Genomic DNA, 19,642 nt, shown 5'->3' on the forward strand with positions numbered 1-19,642 from the left:
ATTTTAGAAACTTTCTGCTCAAAGAAGGGGAGCGTCTACAACAAGTGCCAATGTTCTCTAATCAAAAATAAGGGGTGTCCCAACTAGCCATTTCACGGCTTTTGGGGCACCCCTGTTTTGTACTTTTAAGCTGTAGTCGTAACCTCAGAAGGGAGATGCTGTTCTAACCAGTTAAGCACATCGGCTGTAACTTGATCCCGGTTCACCTCATTAAGCATTTCATGCCTGCCACCTGGATAGAGCCGATACTCTACGTCCGATATCCCTCGTTTCTTGTACAGCTCCGCAAGACGAGGAATGCCTTGGCCGCTCATCCCTACAGGATCCTTATCCCCACCAAATATATAAATGGGCTTACTTGTACATAATGTTTTAAGTGATTCCTCGGAATGGATCTCCCTTAGGAGGTGGAAAAAACCACGGAAAAAGCGTGTTGTACAAATGGCTCCGCAGAATGGATCGGCAATGTACTTATCAACTTCCGCATCATCGCTGCTCAGCCAGTCATATGCAGTTCTTACAGGAGAAAAAGCACGGTTGTAACTGCCGAATACTAAGCTGTTCAGTAGTACACTTCGGTGATGTTCACCCTTTAACTTGAGCTGTGCACTAGCCAGAGATTCTCCAAGGCGCAGCATACCGCGAGGACCATTTGTACCGCTTAGGATAAATCCTGCATAGATTTCGTTACCCTCTTCACACATCAGCTTTTGAGCCAGAAAGGAGCCCATACTATGAGCGAATAGAAAGATGGGCTTACCTTCATGTTTGGAGAGTGCTTTGGCTGCTACCTGGAGCAGATTGCGCCGCATCCAGTAGAATCCGTCTTCACCAACATCGCCAAGCAGATCAACTTGACCAGCGGTTTTACCATGTCCCCGGTGGTCATTGACATATACTGCATAACCTACTCCGGTTAATGCTTCCGCAAAACGAGCATAGCGGATAGCTGTTTCACACATACCGTGAGAAATTTGCACGATTCCTCTAACTGGCACATCGGATTCAGGTAACCATTCATAGACATGGATATTTACACCTATGGGATCCGTTAGGGTAAAACTATTTTCCTTCATGGTCCATTCCTCCTAAAGGTTCTCGACTTATGGTAAATAAGAGCGAAGCACAGTAGAATGACCTTCGATAGCGTAACGGCCGAGACTGGAAGGAATCAGATAGCATTCTCCTGCAGCATAAGGTTGGGAGCCGCCATCCCAAGTAAGATGTCCGCTGCCTTCACAGATGACTAGAATAGTGAAGCTGTCTTCTGTAGTGGTGAGGTCCCATGAACCATTTACGATTCCTTTTTCTACGATAAAATATGGCGAAGCGGCAAGTTGCAGCCACTCTCCAGGGACTGCGTTATCTGTCTTCATCGAAGTAGCCCCGGCGCCTTCATAAGCTGTAACATTAAGTGAATCTTCAATATGAAGCTCACGTGGTTTTCCGTCCAGGCCTGGACGGTCATAGTCATAAATGCGGTATGTAGTGTCGGAATTTTGCTGGATCTCTGCTACAACGACACCAGCACATAGCGCATGAACGGTTCCGGCGGGAATATAGAAGGAGTCTCCTGCAGAGACAGATACTTCTTGAAGGCTATCCATAACAGTGCCTTTCTCCAGTGCTTCACGCAATGTTTCACGATCCACGCCTTCTTTAAGACCATAGATGATTTTGGCACCTGGCTTAGCGTCTAACACGTACCACATCTCTGTTTTGCCCAGTTCACCTTGTGGCAATCCCTCATAATCATCTGTAGGGTGGACTTGAACGGAAAGATTGTCGTTGCAATCCAGCAATTTGATTAGTAGAGGAAATCTTCCACCCGTTTCTGAAATCCCTTTGCTTCCGAACCATTCATGGCCGAACTGCTCACGAATTTGATCTAAGCCTTGACCGGCTAACTCTCCGTTTACCACCGAAGACGTTCCATTCGCGTGATCGGCGATCATCCAGCCTTCGCCAATATGTCCTTCAGGTAGATCTAAGCCGAATTTCTCCAGCGCGCGGCCTCCCCAGACACGTTCTTTAAACTCCGGTTGAAATTTCAAAGGATATGGTTGAGTCATTGCTACATCTTCCTTCCCAAATATAAAATAGTTTGATGCTTACAGTTTAAGAGGGGATTCCTTTTTCTTTTCGAGCGCAATCATATAAGGTGAATCCGTGCGCTGCAGCTGACGATAAACAATGCTTTGTGCTACCTTTTGGGAAACAGCTGCTGCCCAAGATTCAACGGCAGCGGCTTCTTTATCTCCGCCTGCATGGCCGGGATAAAGAACTGCCGTAATGATCCCACCTGGACGCAGTAACTGGAGAGAAGCTTCCAAGGCTGCAATGGAGCTGTCCGGCTGAGTAATGATGTTCTTGTCGGCATCTCCTGAAGGCAAGTAGCCTAGATTGAACATTACAGCTCCAACGGTGCCATGCCAGTTCGCTGGAACAGCTTCAGCCATTTCGGCGTGACTACGTTCCAGCAAGGTGACGGTGGCGAGCGAGGGAGCTTCCTCTCTTGCAAGCCGCAGGCGCTCTTCAGCCAGCCTCAGCGCTGTAGCTTGAATGTCAAAGCCGTAGACTTCACCGCGAGTTCCGGTTGCTTTGGCTAGAAAAAGCGTATCAGCACCAGTACCTACAGTGGCATCAATCGCACGATCACCTAAAGTTAACCGCTCAGAGATTAATTTATGAGCAAAGCTTAAAACGGACATAAAGCCCATTAGCTCTTCCTCCAATACTTACCCTGCCAAGTATCACGAGCAACTAGCTCATCGTCAATGGCATTTAGCACTTCCCATTTCTTGAGGCTCCATATCGGTCCGATTAAGATATCCCGAGGAGCGTCTCCAGTCAAGCGATGTACAATCATTTCAGGGGGCAAAATTTCGAGTGAATCGGCAATGAGCTTCACATACTCGTCCTGTTCCATGAATCGTAGCAATCCAGCTTCGTATTGCTTCACCATGGGTGTTTTACGCATGAGATGCAGAAGGTGAATCTTAATTCCTTGCACATCCATGCGAGCCACAGCAGATACCGTTTCAAGCATCATTTCATGCGTCTCCTGTGGGAGACCGTGAATGATATGGGTGCAGACACGAATGCCATGACGCCGCAACTTCTCAACAGCATCTACATAACACTGGCTATCGTGAGCCCGGTTAATTAGCTCAGAGGTGGAGTCGTGTATAGTCTGGAGACCCATCTCTACCCACAGATACGTGCGCTCGTTTAGCTCGGCCAAATATTCGACAACATCATCCGGCAAACAGTCAGGCCGTGTAGCAATAGATAGTCCAACGACACCTGGCTGCTGTAAAATCACTTCGAAATATTCTCTAAGCTCTTCGACCGGAGCGTACGTATTCGTATAGGCCTGAAAATATCCAATGTATTTAGCGTTTGGCCATTTTAGATGCTGCTTGTCACGGATATTATTAAATTGGGTGACGAGATCATCTCGGCGACTTCCCGCAAAATCACCAGAACCTCTGGCACTGCAAAAAGTACAACCACCTTTAGCGATGGAACCGTCACGGTTGGGACAGGTAAAGCCTGCATCAAGCATAACTTTGAATACCTTGGTGTTCAAATGTTCACGCATTTCGTAATTCCAGGTATGAAAACGTTTATCTCCCCAAAGCTGCGGAGGAGTAGTGTATTGAAGATTAGACACGAGGAGCTCCTTTCTGAAAATATAAACATAGATAAGTATCCTTATCCTTATATTTTTCTGAGACGGATGGCATCCTTTATAAAAGAACACACAGCCGTTTCTTATAATCCAATACATTGTATCAAAAAACAGAGCTCGGCGTAACATTCACTCCCGGTACTGGCATGAAAAATAGGCCGAAAGTAAGGCGCTCTCAACTTGAAAATGCTTACATAGTATGTTATATTCAGAGTGTGAAAAGCTGCTGTGGCTTAAAGAAATTCAGCCAGGAGTTCATAATTTCGTGTCGTCCGATCCATAATAATAACCGTGAGGTGATAGCAATGAATTCTCAAACGGTATATGCTGAGGGTAAAGATTCGATTGAAGTCCACTTAACGCCAGATGAAGCCCTTGCACTAACAGGTGTGGAATTTAACGGCAACCCTAAGATCAAGACAGATGCACAGCGTAAAATTCGCAGCGCATTCGAAAAAAAGACATTTGCCACCAGCTCAAACACAAAGTAGATCCTAATCTACCGGACAAGAATGAGCCTTAATTCCAAATATACACAACGAAGGAATTCCCCTGGATAGCTCATTTAAGAGCTGAGCCAGAGAATTCCTTTTTCTTTTTTACCTCAATCCCTTTACTTTTCGGGACAATTTCGGCACAATATTGCAAGTGACAGTTATCGTATAAGAGATAATCGGAGGAATACCTATGCGTTTACGCGGAAGAAAAGGAATACGTGAAAGTTTGGAAGAACAGACCGATCTAGTCATTCTTGACCCTCGGAGTTATAAAGGTGAGTGGTCCAAGCTGTTCGGGAATGATCATCCGATCCATGTGGAGTTCGGAATGGGCAAGGGACAGTTTATCAGCCAAATGAGCTTCAAATATCCCGATATTAATTTTATCGGCGTTGATATGTATGATGAGCTGATCCGCCGTGCTGGAGATAAGGCTAGAGCAGTATGGGAGCCGGCAGGTCATGAGACGCCGCCCAACCTGAAATTGGCACTCGCCAATATTGATTATGCAGAGGAAGTATTTGCTCCAGGAGAGCTGGAACGAATTTATCTTAACTTCAGTGATCCGTGGCCAAAGAGTAAGCATGCTCGTCGTCGTTTGACACACCCGCGTTTTCTTGACAAATATCGGGGGCTGCTAAGCGACTTAGGTGAAATTCATTTGAAAACAGATTCTCGAAGCCTATTTGAATTCTCATTAAATGCATTTGCGGACTTTGGTCTACAGATGAAAAATATCTCGTTAGACCTACATGCGGACGGCATCATAAATGAGGATCATATTATGACGGAATACGAGACGAAATTTGTCGGACGTGGCGTGAATATCCATCGTTGTGAGGCCATTGTAGGTGCGGAAGCGCTCAAGCAGTATCAAGCTACCCGTTTGGACAAATATCGGTTGTAGTTACAAAGCACTACTCCAAAAGATGTGCTTCAATAATAAAGCGGCAGCCTCCAAGTGGTTTGGAGGCTGCCGCTTTTAAATTAACTATTCCAATAATTCGATAATGCTCTGAGCACATTGCAATGGGTGGTAACGGGCGATTTCCTCAAGATGAAGTTTTCGCTTATTCTGCACATCCTCGTAGTTGTTTAATAGACGTTCCATCCACATTACGACTACGTCTAAAGACTCTATCGGCTCTCCGAAACCTGCTGCGGTAAAATAGCGGCAATTCTCCTCCTCCTGCCCGGGCAGAGGGTTATAGAACAGCATCGGTATTCCTTTAGCAAGCCCTTCACTGCAGGTCATTCCACCCGGCTTCGTGACGAGCAGATCGGACACCTCCATCAGCTTGTCAATCTCACGCGTAAAGCCGATCAAGGATATATTAGGATGATTATAACGTGAGTCTTCTTTCATTTCCTGAAGCAGCTCTTCATTCTTGCCGAGACAGAAAACAATCTGAATCTTCTCTCGCCATTCCGCCAGACAGGCATTTACAACCTGATCGTTCATGATCCCCCAGCCGCCGCCCATGACTAGTACCGTTGGCATATCCTTGAGATTGAATTGCTGTCGAATCTCCTGCTTTCCAGGATGCTGCCAAAAGTTAGGATGTACGGGTATCCCTGTAACCTGAATTTTCGCAGAAGGAATGTTTCGCATACGCAATTTGGATTTAACCTCTGGTGTTGATACCAGATAACGGTCTACCTCTGGACTGATCCAACTGGCATGTGCGTCATAATCCGTTATAACAGTTACGAGTGGCATCTTTAGGGTAGGATCCACTCTCTTAAGACGAGATACTACAGCACCCGGAATGAAGTGTGTGCAGACAATAACGTCAGGTTTCAACTGCATAACAACATTTTTGGTATGCGTATAAAATATACGATGCAGGGCAAGCGTGGTAAGACGATTAAATGATTTCTGGTGACGGTAGACATACCCCATCAGCTTTGGCTGAGTCGTTACCGTCTTACGGTAAGCAGACAGAATAATGGGTGCCATTTTGGGATTAAGGAAATTCCCAAGTTCTAGCACCTTCGTTTGTAAATTAGGTGACAGTTGGCGCAGACTGCTCGACAGCGCATAAGCTGCTTGAGTATGTCCTGCTCCAAAGCCTTCTGAGAGTATTAAAATTCTTTTTTTTTGCAATTTTGATTCACCTATTCTCAAAGGTTTTCCCGGTTTAACCATATATACTTCAGATCCATAAGGCTATAGTGCCCGCTGCAACACTGGTTCCGATCACTAAGCCTGCAAAGACATCAGATGGATAATGTAATCCCAGATAAATGCGTGAAAACCCGACAATACAGGCCAGCGGCAGCAGAATAACGGTCAAGGCAGGAAATGCTACCATATATGGGACCGTTGAAGCAAAGATAGCTGTAGTATGACCAGAAGGAAAAGAATGATCCTTTAATGGATTACGAAATGTATTCGTATCCGGTAACGCCAGATAAGGCCGCATGCGTGGATACAGTTTTTTGGCGACAGCAACGGGCAAATGGCTAACAGCTAGAGCCGTCATTGCTTGCAGGCTAGCGGTTCTCCATGGCTGAGGAGCAAATGCCCATATCAGTATGTTGATAACAATTGTGCTTGTAGCTCCACCCAAATGAGTGAGATAGAAGAGCCAAAAGTTCAGAAAACGATTATGCATTCGTCCGTTGATCCACTTAAAAAGGTGCCGCTCCCAGAGATGTAGCTTCATGAATAAATGTCTCATATCTTGTCCCTCCGCCAGTCGGCTACCGATAACAGGTGCTTATGAGCAGTCCGTTCTTTAGCATTAGATCTGTCTTAATCATACTTTTTAAAGGTAGTCCATTTCAAGGAAAAGCTCAGTTTTGCTAGAAATTTGCTAGTTTTGACTTAGAGCCGCTAACGCCGTACAATGATTCAAGCGGACTAAACATGTTTAAAAGGGTAAGAGATAAATAAGGATCCAAATAAATGGAATCCATACAATTCTTTTAAACAACACATATAAAAATTGTGAAGTCTGCCTAGAATAAGAATACTCTTGGTCTATTGTTAAGGGATGCAACAAAAGGGTCAGAAGGAACGTCAAGCAAGCTAGAGAGAAAAAAAAGAACACCGAGAGTGAAAAAAAGGGGGCATCAAAAGGTCATGACAGACGCACTGTTTGTTACGCTCCAAGTGATCTTGGCAGCAATCGCAGTATATCAGTTTACCTTTTCGTTATTTGGTCTGCACAAGAAAAAGACAAAGACAAAGTATAAGCCAGAAAAAACATTTGCAGTACTTGTTGCTGCACATAACGAGGAAGAAGTCGTCGGCGCGTTAATGGAAAACCTGAAGCAGCTTAACTATCCTTCAGAACTGTTTGACGTATTTGTAATTTGTGACAATTGTACAGATGGCACAGCTCGCATCGTTAGAGAGCACGGAATGAACGCTTGTGTCCGTACTAACCCGAATCTACGTGGTAAAGGTTATGCCATTGAATGGATGCTCAAGGAGCTTTGGGGCATGCAGCGTCAATATGACGCAGTTGTAATGTTTGATGCCGATAATCTGGCACATACTGAATTCCTAATGGAGATGAATAATGATCTTTGTTCAGGAGCACGTGTTATTCAAGGTTATATTGACACCAAGAATCCAGAAGATTCCTGGATTACTGCAGCGTATGGTGTGTCGTATTGGTATATTAACCGTTTGTGGCAACTTTCACGCCATAATTTGAATATGGCGAACTTCCTTGGCGGAACAGGAATGTGTTTCGAGACCAATCTCCTTAAAGAGATGGGCTGGGGAGCTACAAGCTTGGTTGAGGATCTGGAGTTTACGATGCGCAGTGCATCTCATGGTGTATATCCTAAGTTCAACTATGACGCAAAGGTATTTGATGAGAAGCCTCTAACTTTCAAGGCCTCTTCAAGACAGCGTCTGCGCTGGATGCAAGGACACTTTACTGTAGCTCGTCGTTATTTTTTTCCATTACTTTGGCAAAGTATTAAAGAACGTAGCCTAACGAAGTTTGACCTTGCGCTTTACGGAGCAAATGTGTACATTGTTTTGCTCACCTTCTTGATGACGGCGGTAATGTGGGTGGATATGGCCCTCTTTAACGGACCGAATATTGCTAATATTTACGGCAGCTTGCCAGTCTGGCTCGGTTTCCTTGCGATCGGTTTGAATCTGGTGACCTTTGGGATTGCGATGGCTTTGGAGAAGGTTAAATTCAAGAAGGTGTACGCTTATCTGGTGTTCTTCCCAATTTACCTGATCTCTTGGTATCCAATTACGTTCTATGCGTTCTTTACGCAGAACAACAAGCAATGGAGCCATACCAAGCATACGCGTGTCGTAAGACTTGAAGAAGTGCAAAGCAAGCAGGTATAAGATATTTAAGAATATTGAATAAAAGAATTGACACTCCGTTTGGAGTGGTGTATAGTATTCAAGTACGCAAATCATAGGGATTGCAAGAAGAAGCACCTGCTTCTCACCTGACTGGCATATTCGCCGGCTGGTTTTGATCTCAATGCTTTATGAATGTTAATGTTCATGAACGTTGATCAAACACGGGGTGTCGGGTGTTACCGGCACCCCTTTTTTATGGAGTAAGGCAGTATAGTTGTTAAAAAGATCCGGAGGTGGAGAGTTATCAGTAAGGAACATATGATCAATGATGAAATTCGGGCCAAAGAGGTACGGTTGGTTGGTGCGGAAGGTGAACAAATCGGAATTAAACCGATCCGCGAAGCGTTGCAAATGGCGATCGATCTTAATCTAGATTTAGTCAATGTAGCACCACAGGCTAAGCCGCCGGTATGCCGCATCATGGATTACGGCAAGTTCCGTTATGAAACGCAGAAGAAAGAGAAGGAAGCCCGTAAGAACCAGAAGGTCGTTGATATCAAGGAAGTCTGGTTCCGTGCTAACATTGAGGAACATGATTATCAAACCAAGTTCCGCAATGTGATCAAGTTCTTGGGTGAAGGCGATAAAGTAAAGTGCTCCGTTCGTTTCCGCGGACGTGAGATTACACATGCGAATATCGGCCAGAAAATCCTCGAGCGTGTTAAGAACGAAGTGGCTGATATATCTGTTGTTGAGCGCCAGCCTAAGCTGGAAGGTCGCAGCATGATTATGATCTTGGCTCCTAAAGCCCAATAAATCTGGAGTCACTTGCTTACATGCAATTTGGCGCCGCATAATATTCAAGGAGGAAACACCATGCCTAAGATGAAAACACATAGCAGCCTGAAAGGCCGCTTCAAAATTACCGGAACTGGTAAAGTAACACGTTACAAAGCTCACAAAAACCACTTGCTGTCCCACAAATCTAAACGCGCTAAGCGCGTTCTGAACGGTAATCCAGTAATGGCCCCTGGGGATGTAAGACGTTTGAAACAAGGATTGGCTAACTTGAAATAGTTTATCACACATTTTTGGGAGGTTTATTAATATGGCAAGAGTTAAGGGCGGATTTGTAGTTCGTCGTAGACATAAAAAAGTATTGAAATTGGCAAAAGGTTATTTCGGTTCTAAACACCGCATTTTTAAAACAGCTAAAGAACAAGTAATGAAATCGATGGTTTACGCTTACCGCGACCGTCGTCAAACTAAACGTAACTTCCGCAGACTGTGGATCGTTCGTATTAATGCAGCAGCTCGTTTGAACGGTCTTTCTTACAGCAAGCTTGTATACGGCCTGAAATTGGCTGGTGTAGAAGTTAACCGTAAGATGCTGGCTGATCTGGCTGTAAATGATCTTAACGCATTCAACTCCTTGGCTGGTATTGCCAAAGAGAAAATCAACGCGTAAGTGTTGTAATATAATCGAAAAGCACCGCCTGCGTGTTGCCCATGCAGCGGTGCTTTTTTGTGTGGTATGAAGTATATAGAATGAGGAAATGATTTCTCTGCCGTAAAAAAACGAGAAAAAAAACTCTGCATTAAGCAGAGTTATTCCCAGTACTTCACAGTATTGAGCTCGGCAGCGAGCTTTTTACTGATGGTTCTTCTTACTTTACGTAGCTCAGAACGTTCATTAGCTGATTCGCTGATCAGTTTCTCTTCATCGGTCTCTGGGATTATGGCAGGAACTGGAGTGGGAGTGCCATCCTCCCCAACTGCAACAAAGGTAAGGAATGAAGTGGCAGCGACGGCGCGCTCACCCGTATATAAGTTTTCTGAAATGATCTTTACAAATACCTCTATGCTTGTACGTCCGGTCCAAGAAACGAAGGATTCGAAACATACGGAGTCTGTAGGTCGGATGGGCCTCAAGAAGTCAACAGAGTCTGTAGAGGCTGTAACGACATTAGCACGGCAATGGCGCATAGCTGAGATGGAGGCTACTTCATCAATGCCGCTCATAAGCTTACCGCCAAACAATGTTTTGTGATTATTAACATCATTAGGGAAAACGCGTCCGGTTTTGAAGACACGGGATTCACGGCAATATTTAAAAGCCGGCATCGTTTGTGGATTTTTTTCATCGGTCATATCTGATAACTTCCTTTCAGTGCAAATACTAAGCAATCATAATAATAGAAAACACATAAGTGTGCAATAATATTTGTAATGTGTTGGAATACTATACAAAGTAAAATAAGGTTTTCTAACATCGTTCAAACATGATGATAACATGTCGTGTCATGGAAAGCGGTTACTTACGAAAAAGTACAAATATTTATTGACCTGAGGTCATTTATGGACTGGATTTTAGATTTTATTGCAGTTATAATTTGATCTATGGAATGTCCAAGTAGAACACAGATGACATCCAATATTTTAAGGGGGATCACATTCAATGAAAAAAGTTTTCAAGCTATCTCTTGTAATGTTGCTGGCATTCACAGTAGTATTGGCTGGTTGCGGAAACAACAACGCTAAAAATGCTGCAAATGGCGAGACTAATGCAGGAACAAATGGCGGAACAAATGCCGCAAAATCTGATTTCAAATTTGGTATGGTTACTGACATCGGAGGCGTAAACGATAAGTCGTTTAACCAATCCGCATGGGAAGCATTACAAGCTCTTGAAAAAGAAACAGGTTCTTCCGTTAAATATTTGCAAAGTAAATCAAACGCTGACTATGAGCCAAACCTTAACCAATTCGTTAAAGATGGCTACAACTTGACTTGGGGTATTGGTTTTGATCTTGGCGACGCAATTAAAAAGGTTGCTGGTGAGAATGCAAATGCTAACTTGGCAATTATTGATAGCGTTGTAGATGCTCCTAACGTAGCATCCGTTACTTTCTCTGAGAACGAAGGTTCCTTCTTGGTTGGTGTGGTTGCTGGTTTGACTACAAAAACTAACAAGGTAGCTTTTATCGGCGGTATGGAAAGCCCAGTAATCAAACGTTTTGAAGTAGGCTTTAAAGCTGGTGTATTAGCAGTTAAGCCTGACGCTAAAGTTACAATTACTTATGCAGGTGCATATGACAAACCAGATACTGGTAAATCTCTTGCCGCTACATTATATAACGATGGTAATGACATCATCTTCCCTGCTGCTGGTGCAACAGGAAATGGCGTATTTAACGAAGCTAAATCCCGTAACAAAGCTGGCGGTGCAAAAGTTTGGGTTATCGGTGTAGACAAAGACCAATCCATTGAATTTGGTACGGACGTAACTTTGACTTCCATGATCAAACGCGTTGACGAAGCTGTGAAGAAGGTTTCCAAAGAAGTAATCGATGGTACTTTCAAAGGTGGTACTACAACTGTTCTTGGTTTGAAAGACAATGGTGTAGGTATCTCTGAAACATCTAAAGTTAACGTTTCTGAAGAGATCTTGGCTAAAGTTGAAGATTACAAAAAACAAATCATTGATGGAACAATTACAGTTCCTACCGAGTAAGATCTCCCTTTTATTTGTCGGATTACAATAAGCAACAAAGAATAAGGCCGGTTATGTGCTGGCCTTATTCCTTGTTAAAGCACTGGTTATGATAAGTTGGACACAGTTATACCGTCTTGAAAAGGGCGGTACATCCGTGTCTGCATGGTAGTTATATATTCTGTGATGAGGGTGATTCCATGAGTGCTGCGGCTCCTGTCGTAGAGTTGAAGCAAATCACAAAACGATTTCCTGGTATTGTTGCTAACGATTCCATTAGCTTGACCTTAAAAAAGGGTGAGATTCTTGCATTGCTCGGTGAGAATGGTGCAGGTAAATCAACCCTAATGAATATCGTGTTTGGATTGTATCAACCGGACGAAGGTAGTATTGAAATCGACGGGAAACCGGTTATAATTGATAATCCCAATAAAGCGATTGAGCTTGGTATTGGTATGGTGCATCAGCATTTCAAGCTCGTGGAACCTTTTACGGTTACCGAGAATATTGTTCTTGGGATGGAGCCGAAGAAAGGTCTTAAAATTGACTATAAATCCGCTGCGGAACAGGTTCGGAAGCTATCGGAGCAATATGGCCTGCAAGTGAATCCAAATGCCGTTATTCATGACATTTCTGTAGGTATGCAGCAAAGGGTAGAAATTATGAAGACCCTGTACCGCGGAGCGGATATTCTCATATTTGATGAGCCGACTGCAGTACTTACGCCTCAAGAAATTACGGAATTGATGGCGATTATGAAGCGGCTTGTTGCAGAGGGAAAATCTATTATCCTGATTACGCATAAGCTTAAAGAAATTATGCAAATATCTGATCGGGTCACCATTATTAGACGCGGAAAAGTAATCGATACCGTAAATACCGCAGAGACTAATCCGAATGAACTAGCTGAGAAGATGGTTGGACGTGGCGTAACCTTCAAGGTAGATAAGAAGGCTCCTGAGGTTGGCAAAACTGTACTCGAGCTGAAGGATGTGAACAGCAAGAGTAAAGATGGTGTCTCAGTGCTGGACGGCCTTAGCTTTGATGTGAAAGCCGGAGAAATTCTCGGAATAGCTGGTGTAGATGGCAATGGACAGAGTGAACTGATTCAGGCCATTACAGGTCTGCGTAAAATTGATTCTGGTTCTATTCAGGTGTCCGGGAACGAGATAGCTAATTTATCCCCGCGTAAGATTACGGAGATGAATGTGTCTCATATTCCAGAGGACCGTCATAAGCATGGTTTGGTGCTTGATTTCTCAGTAAGTGAGAACATGGTTCTGGAAACTTACTATAAGAGTCCATATAACAAAAATGGCTTTATGCAAAATGATGTCATTGATAAATATGCTGAAGGTCTTGTGGAGCAATTTGATGTGCGTACACCTTCAATTCAGACCAAAGCACGTTCTCTATCCGGCGGAAATCAACAGAAAGCGATTATTGCTCGGGAAATAGATAAAGATCCGACATTACTTATTGCAGCACAACCAACACGTGGTCTAGATGTTGGGGCTATCGAGTTTGTTCAAAAGCAGCTTATCGCACAGCGTGACCAAGGAAAAGCTGTATTGCTCATTTCGTTTGAATTGGACGAGATTATGAATGTATCAGACAGAATTGCTGTTATCTATGAAGGCAAAATTGTCGGTGAAGTGTTCCCGCAGGATACGAATGACCAGGAACTGGGTCTTATGATGGCAGGCAGCTTGAAGCGGGGAGGTAAGGCAGTTGAATAAGTTCAAAAAAATCTTCACAACTGACAGCTATATCGTTCCTCTTGTCGCCATCGTACTTGGTTTTCTTGTGGGAGCAATAGTTATGCTTATGGGTGGTTATGATCCGATAACTGCTTACTCCGCACTGTTCTCACGTGTGTTTGGTAACTTGTACAACTTTGGTGAAGCCGTGCGCGAAATGACGCCATTAATGCTCACTGGTTTAGCCGTAGCCTTTGCATTCCGTTCAGGGATGTTTAATATCGGGGCAGACGGACAAGTGATGATTGGTATGACAGCTGCGACCGTGGTGGGCATTAAATTTGCAGCCTTGCCAGGATTCATATTGGTTCCGCTTGCTGTTATTATAGCGGGGTTATGTGGAGGTCTGTGGGCTGGTATCGCCGGCTACTTGAAGGCCAAACGTGGGATTAATGAAGTTATTACCACGATCATGTTAAACTGGGTTGCTCTGTACTTGTCGAATTATATTGTAAGAGCATTTCTGTTACTCCCGGGACAGAATCGTTCCGAGGATATTCCAGCTTCACTTTCTATGACGTTCTTGAATTCGTTATTTGACAATGCACGTCTGCACTGGGGAACAGCTATTGCCCTTGCCGCAGCAGTATTCTTCTATGTCTACTTATGGAAAACTAAGCAAGGATATGAAATGCGTGCTGTTGGTTACAATCCTCATGCTGCTGAGTACGCAGGTATGAATGTTGGCCGTAACGTTGTAAAAGCAATGTTCATAAGTGGAGTATTTGCAGGGTTGGCCGGAGCAGGGGAGGTACTGGGTGTATTCCATTATCAATCTGTGTTCGCGGCATCACCAGGATATGGTTTTGATGGTATCGCAGTGGCTCTACTTGGTTTAACACATCCACTTGGTGTTGTTCTTGCTGCGATTCTCTATGGTACGTTGACTTATGGTTCTGCAGGAATGAGTTTTGCTGCAGATGTTCCCCCAGAGCTTATTCGTATCGTTATAGGTTCAATCATATTCTTTATTGCGGCACAAGGGATTGTGCGCTGGGTGCTTAAGCCCTTTTACTTCAAGCGCAAGAAAGAGAAGGTGTTATAGATGGATCTGCAGACGTTAGGTCAACTGCTTAATACAACGCTTGTTTTTTCCACAGCGCTTATTTTTGCCTCACTTGGCGGCATCTTCTCTGAACGCTCCGGTGTCGTAAATATTGGACTTGAAGGTTTGATGATGTTTGGTGCTTTTGCCGCAGCAGTGGGCGGTTATTATGCTCAAGATGCTGGGATGGGTGAATGGGCTCCTTGGATTGGCGTACTATGTGCTATGGCCGTCGGGGTAATTGGTTCACTAATTCATGCAGTTGCAGCTATTACCTTTAAATCGGATCAGACGATCAGTGGTACGGTTATTAACTTTTTAGCCGCAGGCAGTACGCTCTACATGGTAAAGCTGCTGTTTGATGGATCTGCTGAAACTCCACTAATCGATGGGTTTAACAAGGTTTCAATTCCTGGACTCTCCAAAATCCCAGTGATCGGTGAAGGGATATTTAATTCCTATCCGACCACTTATCTGGCCATTGTGCTGGTTATTGTTATTTATTTCGTTTTGTTTAAAACGCCATTTGGACTGCGTTTACGCGCAGTAGGTGAACATCCTAGTGCTGCAGACACCTTAGGGGTCAAGGTGAAACGGATGAGATATATCGGCGTAATGCTGAGTGGATTGCTGGCTGGTATCGGTGGTGCTACAATCACTCTAACTACAACCGGAACCTTTGGGCATAATACGATTTCAGGTCAAGGTTTTATCGCTATTGCAGCGATGATCTTTGGTAAGTGGAATCCGCTTGGTGCCTTTGGCGCTGCTGTATTCTTCGGATTCTCTCAAGCGATCCGTAACTACGTACAATTGTTTGAATGGTCAAAGGACATACCACAAGAGTTCATCTTTATGATTCCTTACGTATTAACGATCATTGTATTGGTGGGTGCTGTAGGTCGTTCCGCTGCTCCTAAGGCATTAGGTCAGCCTTATGATCCTGGTAAACGCTAGATCTTTTCGATTTTTTGCTTATATCATTATCAAGCCGTATTTCCGGACTTTTCCGGAGATACGGCTTTTTTTGTTAGGATCGATATGGATAAACATTAAGAGGTAAGGGCAAGTGTACAGGCGAAGGTACTTTTGTGCGAATAAACTGTTTTGAAGATGGTGGGAATCAGAGGCATGCAAAACTTTTTGGAGGGGATATTATGACTAAGCCAGTTACGAAAAAGCAGGTTATGAGGCTCATAGGTAAACAGATCATCGCTGTGAAAAAAGATGGCACACAGGTTACAGGAAAGCTCCTTCGTGTATCAGGAAATCGTCTTATTTTACAACGTGTAAGTGGTAAAAAAGTACAAACTAAAGCAATCATTCCATTAGTGTTGTTTGATTTGCTCGCCATTGGTACTGCCCCTTATGCTTATGGTGGAGGTTATGGCGGTGGCTATGGAGGAGGCTATGGTGGAGCTACACCTTATGGTGGCGGTTACGGATATGGAACTCCTTATGGAGGTTATGGGTACGGAGGCACACCATATTCACCTTTTGGATTCTTTTGAGTTCCGATAAGTGCTGCTTTGGCTAGGAGAATCGTTTCTCAAGCTCGTAACAAAAACTTAGTGATTGATAACGGGCTACGCTGTAGCCCAATTTTCGATAAAAGGCTAGCGCTGCTGCATTCCCTAGATCGACAGATACCTTAGAACGATGACAACCGCGAGAAAGTGCAAATCTTTCTGCCCGATCCATAAGCATATTTCCCAAGTGTTTTCGCCGAGCATCTGGTGCAATGGCTAGCATATCGATGTAGAGTAAATCACCATGCAGCAAGAAATGGACAAACCCGTTTGGATCGCTTTCATAGTCGGGACAGGTGACAAGTGTGATTCCGTGTCCTAGACGACGGGGTAAATCTTTTTTGATTTTAGTGATTTCAGTTTGCGGCAGATGAGATAATGGAACGAGCTGTCGCTCGATTAAATCAAAAATAACAACGTCATCCTGCTTCGGTCGACGATAACGAATCATAGAGCGTCCCCTTTCCACGCATTGTCGTACATCATATGTTGGGAGAGGGGCAGGCGTTCCGAGAGGGTAGAAGCAGGAGTTGTGACGATTTTAAAAATAAGGGTATTGACTATCCGTGATAGGAATCATATAATGTGTCTAAACATTTTAACGAACATACATGTATCGGCAATGATGAGGACGAAGTTTTAAGGGCTCTTTTGCTCAGAGAGTGTGAGGATTTGCTGCAACCTCCACCGAAATCCCTTATATACGAGCTCACCTCGGAGCTGTTTCCCTGAAAGGTCCACTGGCTAGAGTGGTGGAATTATTAGGGGGAATCGTTTAGTCCGCGTTACGGACTTCAGGTTACAGAGATTAGGGCCCTTGCCTACATCGATGGATTTTTGTATACCTGATAAGGCGTTGCATCGCGAGATGTAATGCAAACATGGGTGGTACCACGGAAGATCAACCTTTCGTCCCTCACGCGCTAATACTGTGCGTGGGAGGCGGAAGGTTTTTTTGTTTTATAAATAACTATTTGCTGATGTATAGAGGACGGTCCGTCATTTGCATAATGAATGTTAAATATCGGAGGAGGAATACTGATGAGCGCGCAAATACCGGAATTACGGTCTACAGAGCAGCTAAAAGAAAAATGGATGGAGCCGGAAGTTATTACCGGTTCGGAAATACTACTCCGCAGCCTTGTATTGGAGGGTGTAGACACAGTATTCGGATATCCAGGTGGAGCTGTATTGTACATTTATGATGCATTGTACGGTTTTACGGATTTCAATCACGTGTTAACACGTCATGAGCAAGGAGCGATTCATGCAGCTGACGGTTACGCTAGAGCAAGTGGCAAACCAGGGGTGTGTATCGCAACCTCGGGTCCTGGCGCAACAAACCTTGTAACAGGTATTGCTACAGCATATATGGACTCCACTCCATTGGTCGTAATCACAGGTAACGTTTTCTCAAGCCTGATCGGTACAGATGCTTTCCAGGAAGCAGACATTACTGGAATCACGATGCCAATCACTAAGCACAGCTACTTTGTAAGAGATGTTGAGGATCTCCCTCGCGTAATACATGAAGCTTTCCATGTGGCGAATACCGGTCGTAAAGGTCCAGTATTGATCGATATACCGAAAGATGTGTCGGCAGCAAAGACGTTGTTCACACCAGTGAAGACCGTAAATCTTCGTGGCTACAACCCTTGTACAGTTCCAAACAAACTGCAGCTTGATAAACTGGTTCGTGCGATTGAGGTTGCTGAACGTCCGATTATCATTGCAGGTGGTGGAGTTATCTACTCTGGAGCACATGAGGCTATGTTCGAATTCGTGAAACGGACAGAGATTCCAATAACTACAACCTTGCTGGGACTTGGAGCCTTCCCAAGTGCTGAAGAGCTTTGGATGGGAATGCCAGGTATGCATGGCACATATACCGCAAACAATGCGATTCAGCAATGTGATTTGCTCATTAATATCGGTGCCCGCTTCGATGACCGTGTTACGGGTAGGCTGGACGGCTTCGCGCCAAAAGCCAAGATCGTGCATATCGATATCGATCCTGCAGAAATCGGAAAAAATGTATCGCCTGATATTCCGATCGTTGGAGATGTAAAAACTGTACTGGAAATGCTGATTCCTGAGGTTGGCCGTGCATCTAAGGCTGATGCTTGGAGAACGCATATCGCGCAGTCGAAGCTTGATCAGCCACTTCGGTATAAAGATTCGGAGACAGAGCTTAAACCACAATGGGTTATTGAAATGATTAATGACACCACTAATGGTGAAGCGATTGTTACTACGGACGTTGGCCAGCATCAGATGTGGGCAGCACAATATTACAAGTTCAATCATCCGCGTTCATGGATTACTTCAGGTGGTCTTGGAACGATGGGCTTCGGATTCCCATCAGCTATCGGTGCGCAAATGGCACATCCTGAACGGTTGGTAGTATCGATTAACGGGGATGGCGGTATGCAAATGTGTTCCCAAGAGCTGGCGATTTGTGCGATTAACAATATACCTGTCAAAATCGTTGTTATTAATAATCAAGTGCTTGGAATGGTTCGCCAATGGCAGAATCTTATCTATGACAAACGTTATAGCTATACAGACCTTGCAGGTAGTCCGGATTTCGTTAAGCTGGCTGAGGCCTATGGTGTAAAAGGTCTACGGGCGACGAATAAGGAAGAAGCACGTGATGCATGGCAGAAAGCTCTGGAAACACCGGGTCCAGTATTGGTAGAATTCGTTGTTCCAAAAGACGAGAATGTCTACCCGATGGTAACTCAAGGTTCAACCATCGATCATATGCTGATGGGGGATGAATAACAGTGACAAGACATACGATTTCTGTACTTGTAAATGACCAGCCAGGTGTGCTTCAGCGGGTGTCAGGCTTGTTCGGTCGCCGTGGATTTAATATTGAGAGTATTACAGTCGGCCAGTCCGAAGAGGTTGGATTATCCCGGATGGTTATCGTTACTCTTGGCGACCAGCATACCCTTGAACAAATCGAGAAGCAGCTCTATAAGCTAATTGATGTTATCAAAGTTGTTGATCTTGGAGCTAAGCCAATGGTTGCACGCGAGCTGGCTCTGATTAAAGTGAATGCTGATCCAAGTGAGCGTCCGGAAATTTTGGGTGTAGTTGAGACTTTCCGTGCTTCAGTTGTCGATATCGGCAGCACCACTATACTGGTGCAGGTAGTTGGGGAGACACAGAAGATTGACGCGATGATCGAGCTGTTGAAGCCTTATGGAATCAGAGAGCTGTCTCGCACAGGTGTTACGGCTATGGTACGTGGTAACTCTTAAATAGTTTATTTTGCGACTTTAACGGATTACTGCTTGATTGCATTAATCTGATATGATATGAATGACA

The 19,642-nt window shown here is 44.3% G+C and carries 21 protein-coding genes; 13 read left to right on the forward strand and 8 right to left on the reverse strand.

All coding sequences use genetic code 11. From position 1 onward, the window contains the following. Positions 1-125: 125 nt before the first annotated feature. The 4 genes from MKX35_RS28585 to MKX35_RS28600 are packed head-to-tail and all read right to left on the reverse strand — an operon-like array spanning position 126 to position 3,676. Positions 126-1,076, reverse strand: coding sequence for an alpha/beta fold hydrolase (locus MKX35_RS28585; protein ID WP_076298241.1), 951 nt, complete (start codon positions 1,074-1,076; stop codon positions 126-128). Positions 1,077-1,103: 27 nt separating this feature from the next. Next, complete coding sequence (locus MKX35_RS28590; protein ID WP_042185697.1) at positions 1,104-2,072, reverse strand: type I phosphomannose isomerase catalytic subunit; 969 nt, start codon at positions 2,070-2,072, stop codon at positions 1,104-1,106. Between the two features lie 39 nt (positions 2,073-2,111). Next, positions 2,112-2,720, reverse strand: a complete 609-nt coding sequence (locus MKX35_RS28595; RefSeq protein WP_076298240.1) for a class I SAM-dependent methyltransferase — start codon at positions 2,718-2,720, stop codon at positions 2,112-2,114. Continuing rightward, positions 2,720-3,676: a TIGR01212 family radical SAM protein gene (locus tag MKX35_RS28600; protein WP_076298239.1), complete on the reverse strand. Its 957-nt coding sequence runs from the start codon at positions 3,674-3,676 to the stop codon at positions 2,720-2,722. Before MKX35_RS28600 ends, MKX35_RS28595 begins: the two co-directional genes overlap by 1 nt. 323 nt (positions 3,677-3,999) lie before the next feature. Between MKX35_RS28600 and MKX35_RS28605 the strand changes: the two genes are divergently transcribed. Continuing rightward, positions 4,000-4,185 carry a hypothetical protein gene (locus tag MKX35_RS28605; protein WP_042125061.1) on the forward strand — a complete coding sequence of 62 codons (186 nt, stop codon included), beginning with the start codon at positions 4,000-4,002 and terminating at the stop codon, positions 4,183-4,185. A gap of 196 nt (positions 4,186-4,381) precedes the next feature. Further along, entirely contained in the window at positions 4,382-5,098 is a 717-nt protein-coding gene (gene trmB / locus MKX35_RS28610; RefSeq protein ID WP_036679523.1) for a tRNA (guanosine(46)-N7)-methyltransferase TrmB, read from the forward strand. An 84-nt stretch (positions 5,099-5,182) separates the two neighbouring features. On the opposite strand, the gene MKX35_RS28615 is transcribed toward trmB, so the two are convergent. Both MKX35_RS28615 and MKX35_RS28620 read right to left on the reverse strand, forming a co-directional pair. Next, complete coding sequence (locus tag MKX35_RS28615; RefSeq protein ID WP_081382712.1) at positions 5,183-6,298, reverse strand: MGDG synthase family glycosyltransferase; 1,116 nt, start codon at positions 6,296-6,298, stop codon at positions 5,183-5,185. 49 nt (positions 6,299-6,347) lie between these two features. Continuing rightward, entirely contained in the window at positions 6,348-6,875 is a 528-nt protein-coding gene (locus tag MKX35_RS28620; RefSeq protein WP_042185706.1) for a phosphatase PAP2 family protein, read from the reverse strand. A 404-nt stretch (positions 6,876-7,279) separates the two neighbouring features. Here MKX35_RS28620 and MKX35_RS28625 point away from each other — a divergent pair, with 404 nt between their 5' ends. From MKX35_RS28625 to rplT, 4 genes are all read left to right on the forward strand, one after another. Further along, the gene (locus MKX35_RS28625; protein WP_042185708.1) at positions 7,280-8,518 is read left to right on the forward strand and encodes a glycosyltransferase family 2 protein; all 1,239 of its coding nucleotides are present in this window, start codon (positions 7,280-7,282) and stop codon (positions 8,516-8,518) included. A 279-nt stretch (positions 8,519-8,797) separates the two neighbouring features. Beyond that, the gene (infC, locus tag MKX35_RS28630) at positions 8,798-9,295 is read left to right on the forward strand and encodes a translation initiation factor IF-3 (protein WP_036679510.1); all 498 of its coding nucleotides are present in this window, start codon (positions 8,798-8,800) and stop codon (positions 9,293-9,295) included. A gap of 60 nt (positions 9,296-9,355) precedes the next feature. Next, positions 9,356-9,556 (forward strand): 50S ribosomal protein L35, encoded by a 201-nt coding sequence (gene rpmI, locus MKX35_RS28635; protein WP_036679507.1) that lies wholly within the window; start codon positions 9,356-9,358, stop codon positions 9,554-9,556. Between the two features lie 31 nt (positions 9,557-9,587). Continuing rightward, the gene (rplT, locus tag MKX35_RS28640) at positions 9,588-9,947 is read left to right on the forward strand and encodes a 50S ribosomal protein L20 (protein WP_042125073.1); all 360 of its coding nucleotides are present in this window, start codon (positions 9,588-9,590) and stop codon (positions 9,945-9,947) included. A 140-nt stretch (positions 9,948-10,087) separates the two neighbouring features. Here the strand turns inward: rplT and MKX35_RS28645 are convergent, their stop codons facing one another. Continuing rightward, complete coding sequence (locus MKX35_RS28645) at positions 10,088-10,630, reverse strand: acyl-CoA thioesterase (protein ID WP_042185711.1); 543 nt, start codon at positions 10,628-10,630, stop codon at positions 10,088-10,090. Between the two features lie 307 nt (positions 10,631-10,937). Between MKX35_RS28645 and MKX35_RS28650 the strand changes: the two genes are divergently transcribed. From MKX35_RS28650 to MKX35_RS28670, 5 genes are all read left to right on the forward strand, one after another. Beyond that, positions 10,938-11,993 carry a BMP family lipoprotein gene (locus tag MKX35_RS28650; protein WP_076298238.1) on the forward strand — a complete coding sequence of 352 codons (1,056 nt, stop codon included), beginning with the start codon at positions 10,938-10,940 and terminating at the stop codon, positions 11,991-11,993. Positions 11,994-12,172: 179 nt separating this feature from the next. Then, the gene (locus MKX35_RS28655) at positions 12,173-13,711 is read left to right on the forward strand and encodes an ABC transporter ATP-binding protein (protein ID WP_042125080.1); all 1,539 of its coding nucleotides are present in this window, start codon (positions 12,173-12,175) and stop codon (positions 13,709-13,711) included. After that, positions 13,704-14,777: an ABC transporter permease gene (locus MKX35_RS28660; RefSeq protein ID WP_042125082.1), complete on the forward strand. Its 1,074-nt coding sequence runs from the start codon at positions 13,704-13,706 to the stop codon at positions 14,775-14,777. The genes MKX35_RS28655 and MKX35_RS28660 overlap by 8 nt, the downstream gene beginning before the upstream one ends. Beyond that, positions 14,778-15,734 (forward strand): ABC transporter permease, encoded by a 957-nt coding sequence (locus MKX35_RS28665; RefSeq protein ID WP_042125085.1) that lies wholly within the window; start codon positions 14,778-14,780, stop codon positions 15,732-15,734. It begins immediately after the preceding gene. 200 nt (positions 15,735-15,934) lie between these two features. Next, positions 15,935-16,288 carry a hypothetical protein gene (locus MKX35_RS28670; RefSeq protein WP_042125087.1) on the forward strand — a complete coding sequence of 118 codons (354 nt, stop codon included), beginning with the start codon at positions 15,935-15,937 and terminating at the stop codon, positions 16,286-16,288. 22 nt (positions 16,289-16,310) lie between these two features. Here the strand turns inward: MKX35_RS28670 and MKX35_RS28675 are convergent, their stop codons facing one another. After that, positions 16,311-16,757, reverse strand: coding sequence for a GNAT family N-acetyltransferase (locus tag MKX35_RS28675; protein ID WP_042125089.1), 447 nt, complete (start codon positions 16,755-16,757; stop codon positions 16,311-16,313). A gap of 590 nt (positions 16,758-17,347) precedes the next feature. Here MKX35_RS28675 and ilvB point away from each other — a divergent pair. Both ilvB and ilvN read left to right on the forward strand, forming a co-directional pair. After that, positions 17,348-19,090, forward strand: coding sequence for a biosynthetic-type acetolactate synthase large subunit (ilvB, locus tag MKX35_RS28680; RefSeq protein ID WP_042125091.1), 1,743 nt, complete (start codon positions 17,348-17,350; stop codon positions 19,088-19,090). Then, a complete protein-coding gene (gene ilvN, locus MKX35_RS28685) occupies positions 19,087-19,575 on the forward strand; it encodes an acetolactate synthase small subunit (protein ID WP_170880323.1) in 489 nt (162 codons plus the stop codon). The genes ilvB and ilvN overlap by 4 nt, the downstream gene beginning before the upstream one ends. Positions 19,576-19,642: the final 67 nt, after the last annotated feature.

Source organism: Paenibacillus sp. FSL R5-0923, assembly GCF_038009145.1.
GTDB lineage: Bacteria > Bacillota > Bacilli > Paenibacillales > Paenibacillaceae > Paenibacillus_AQ.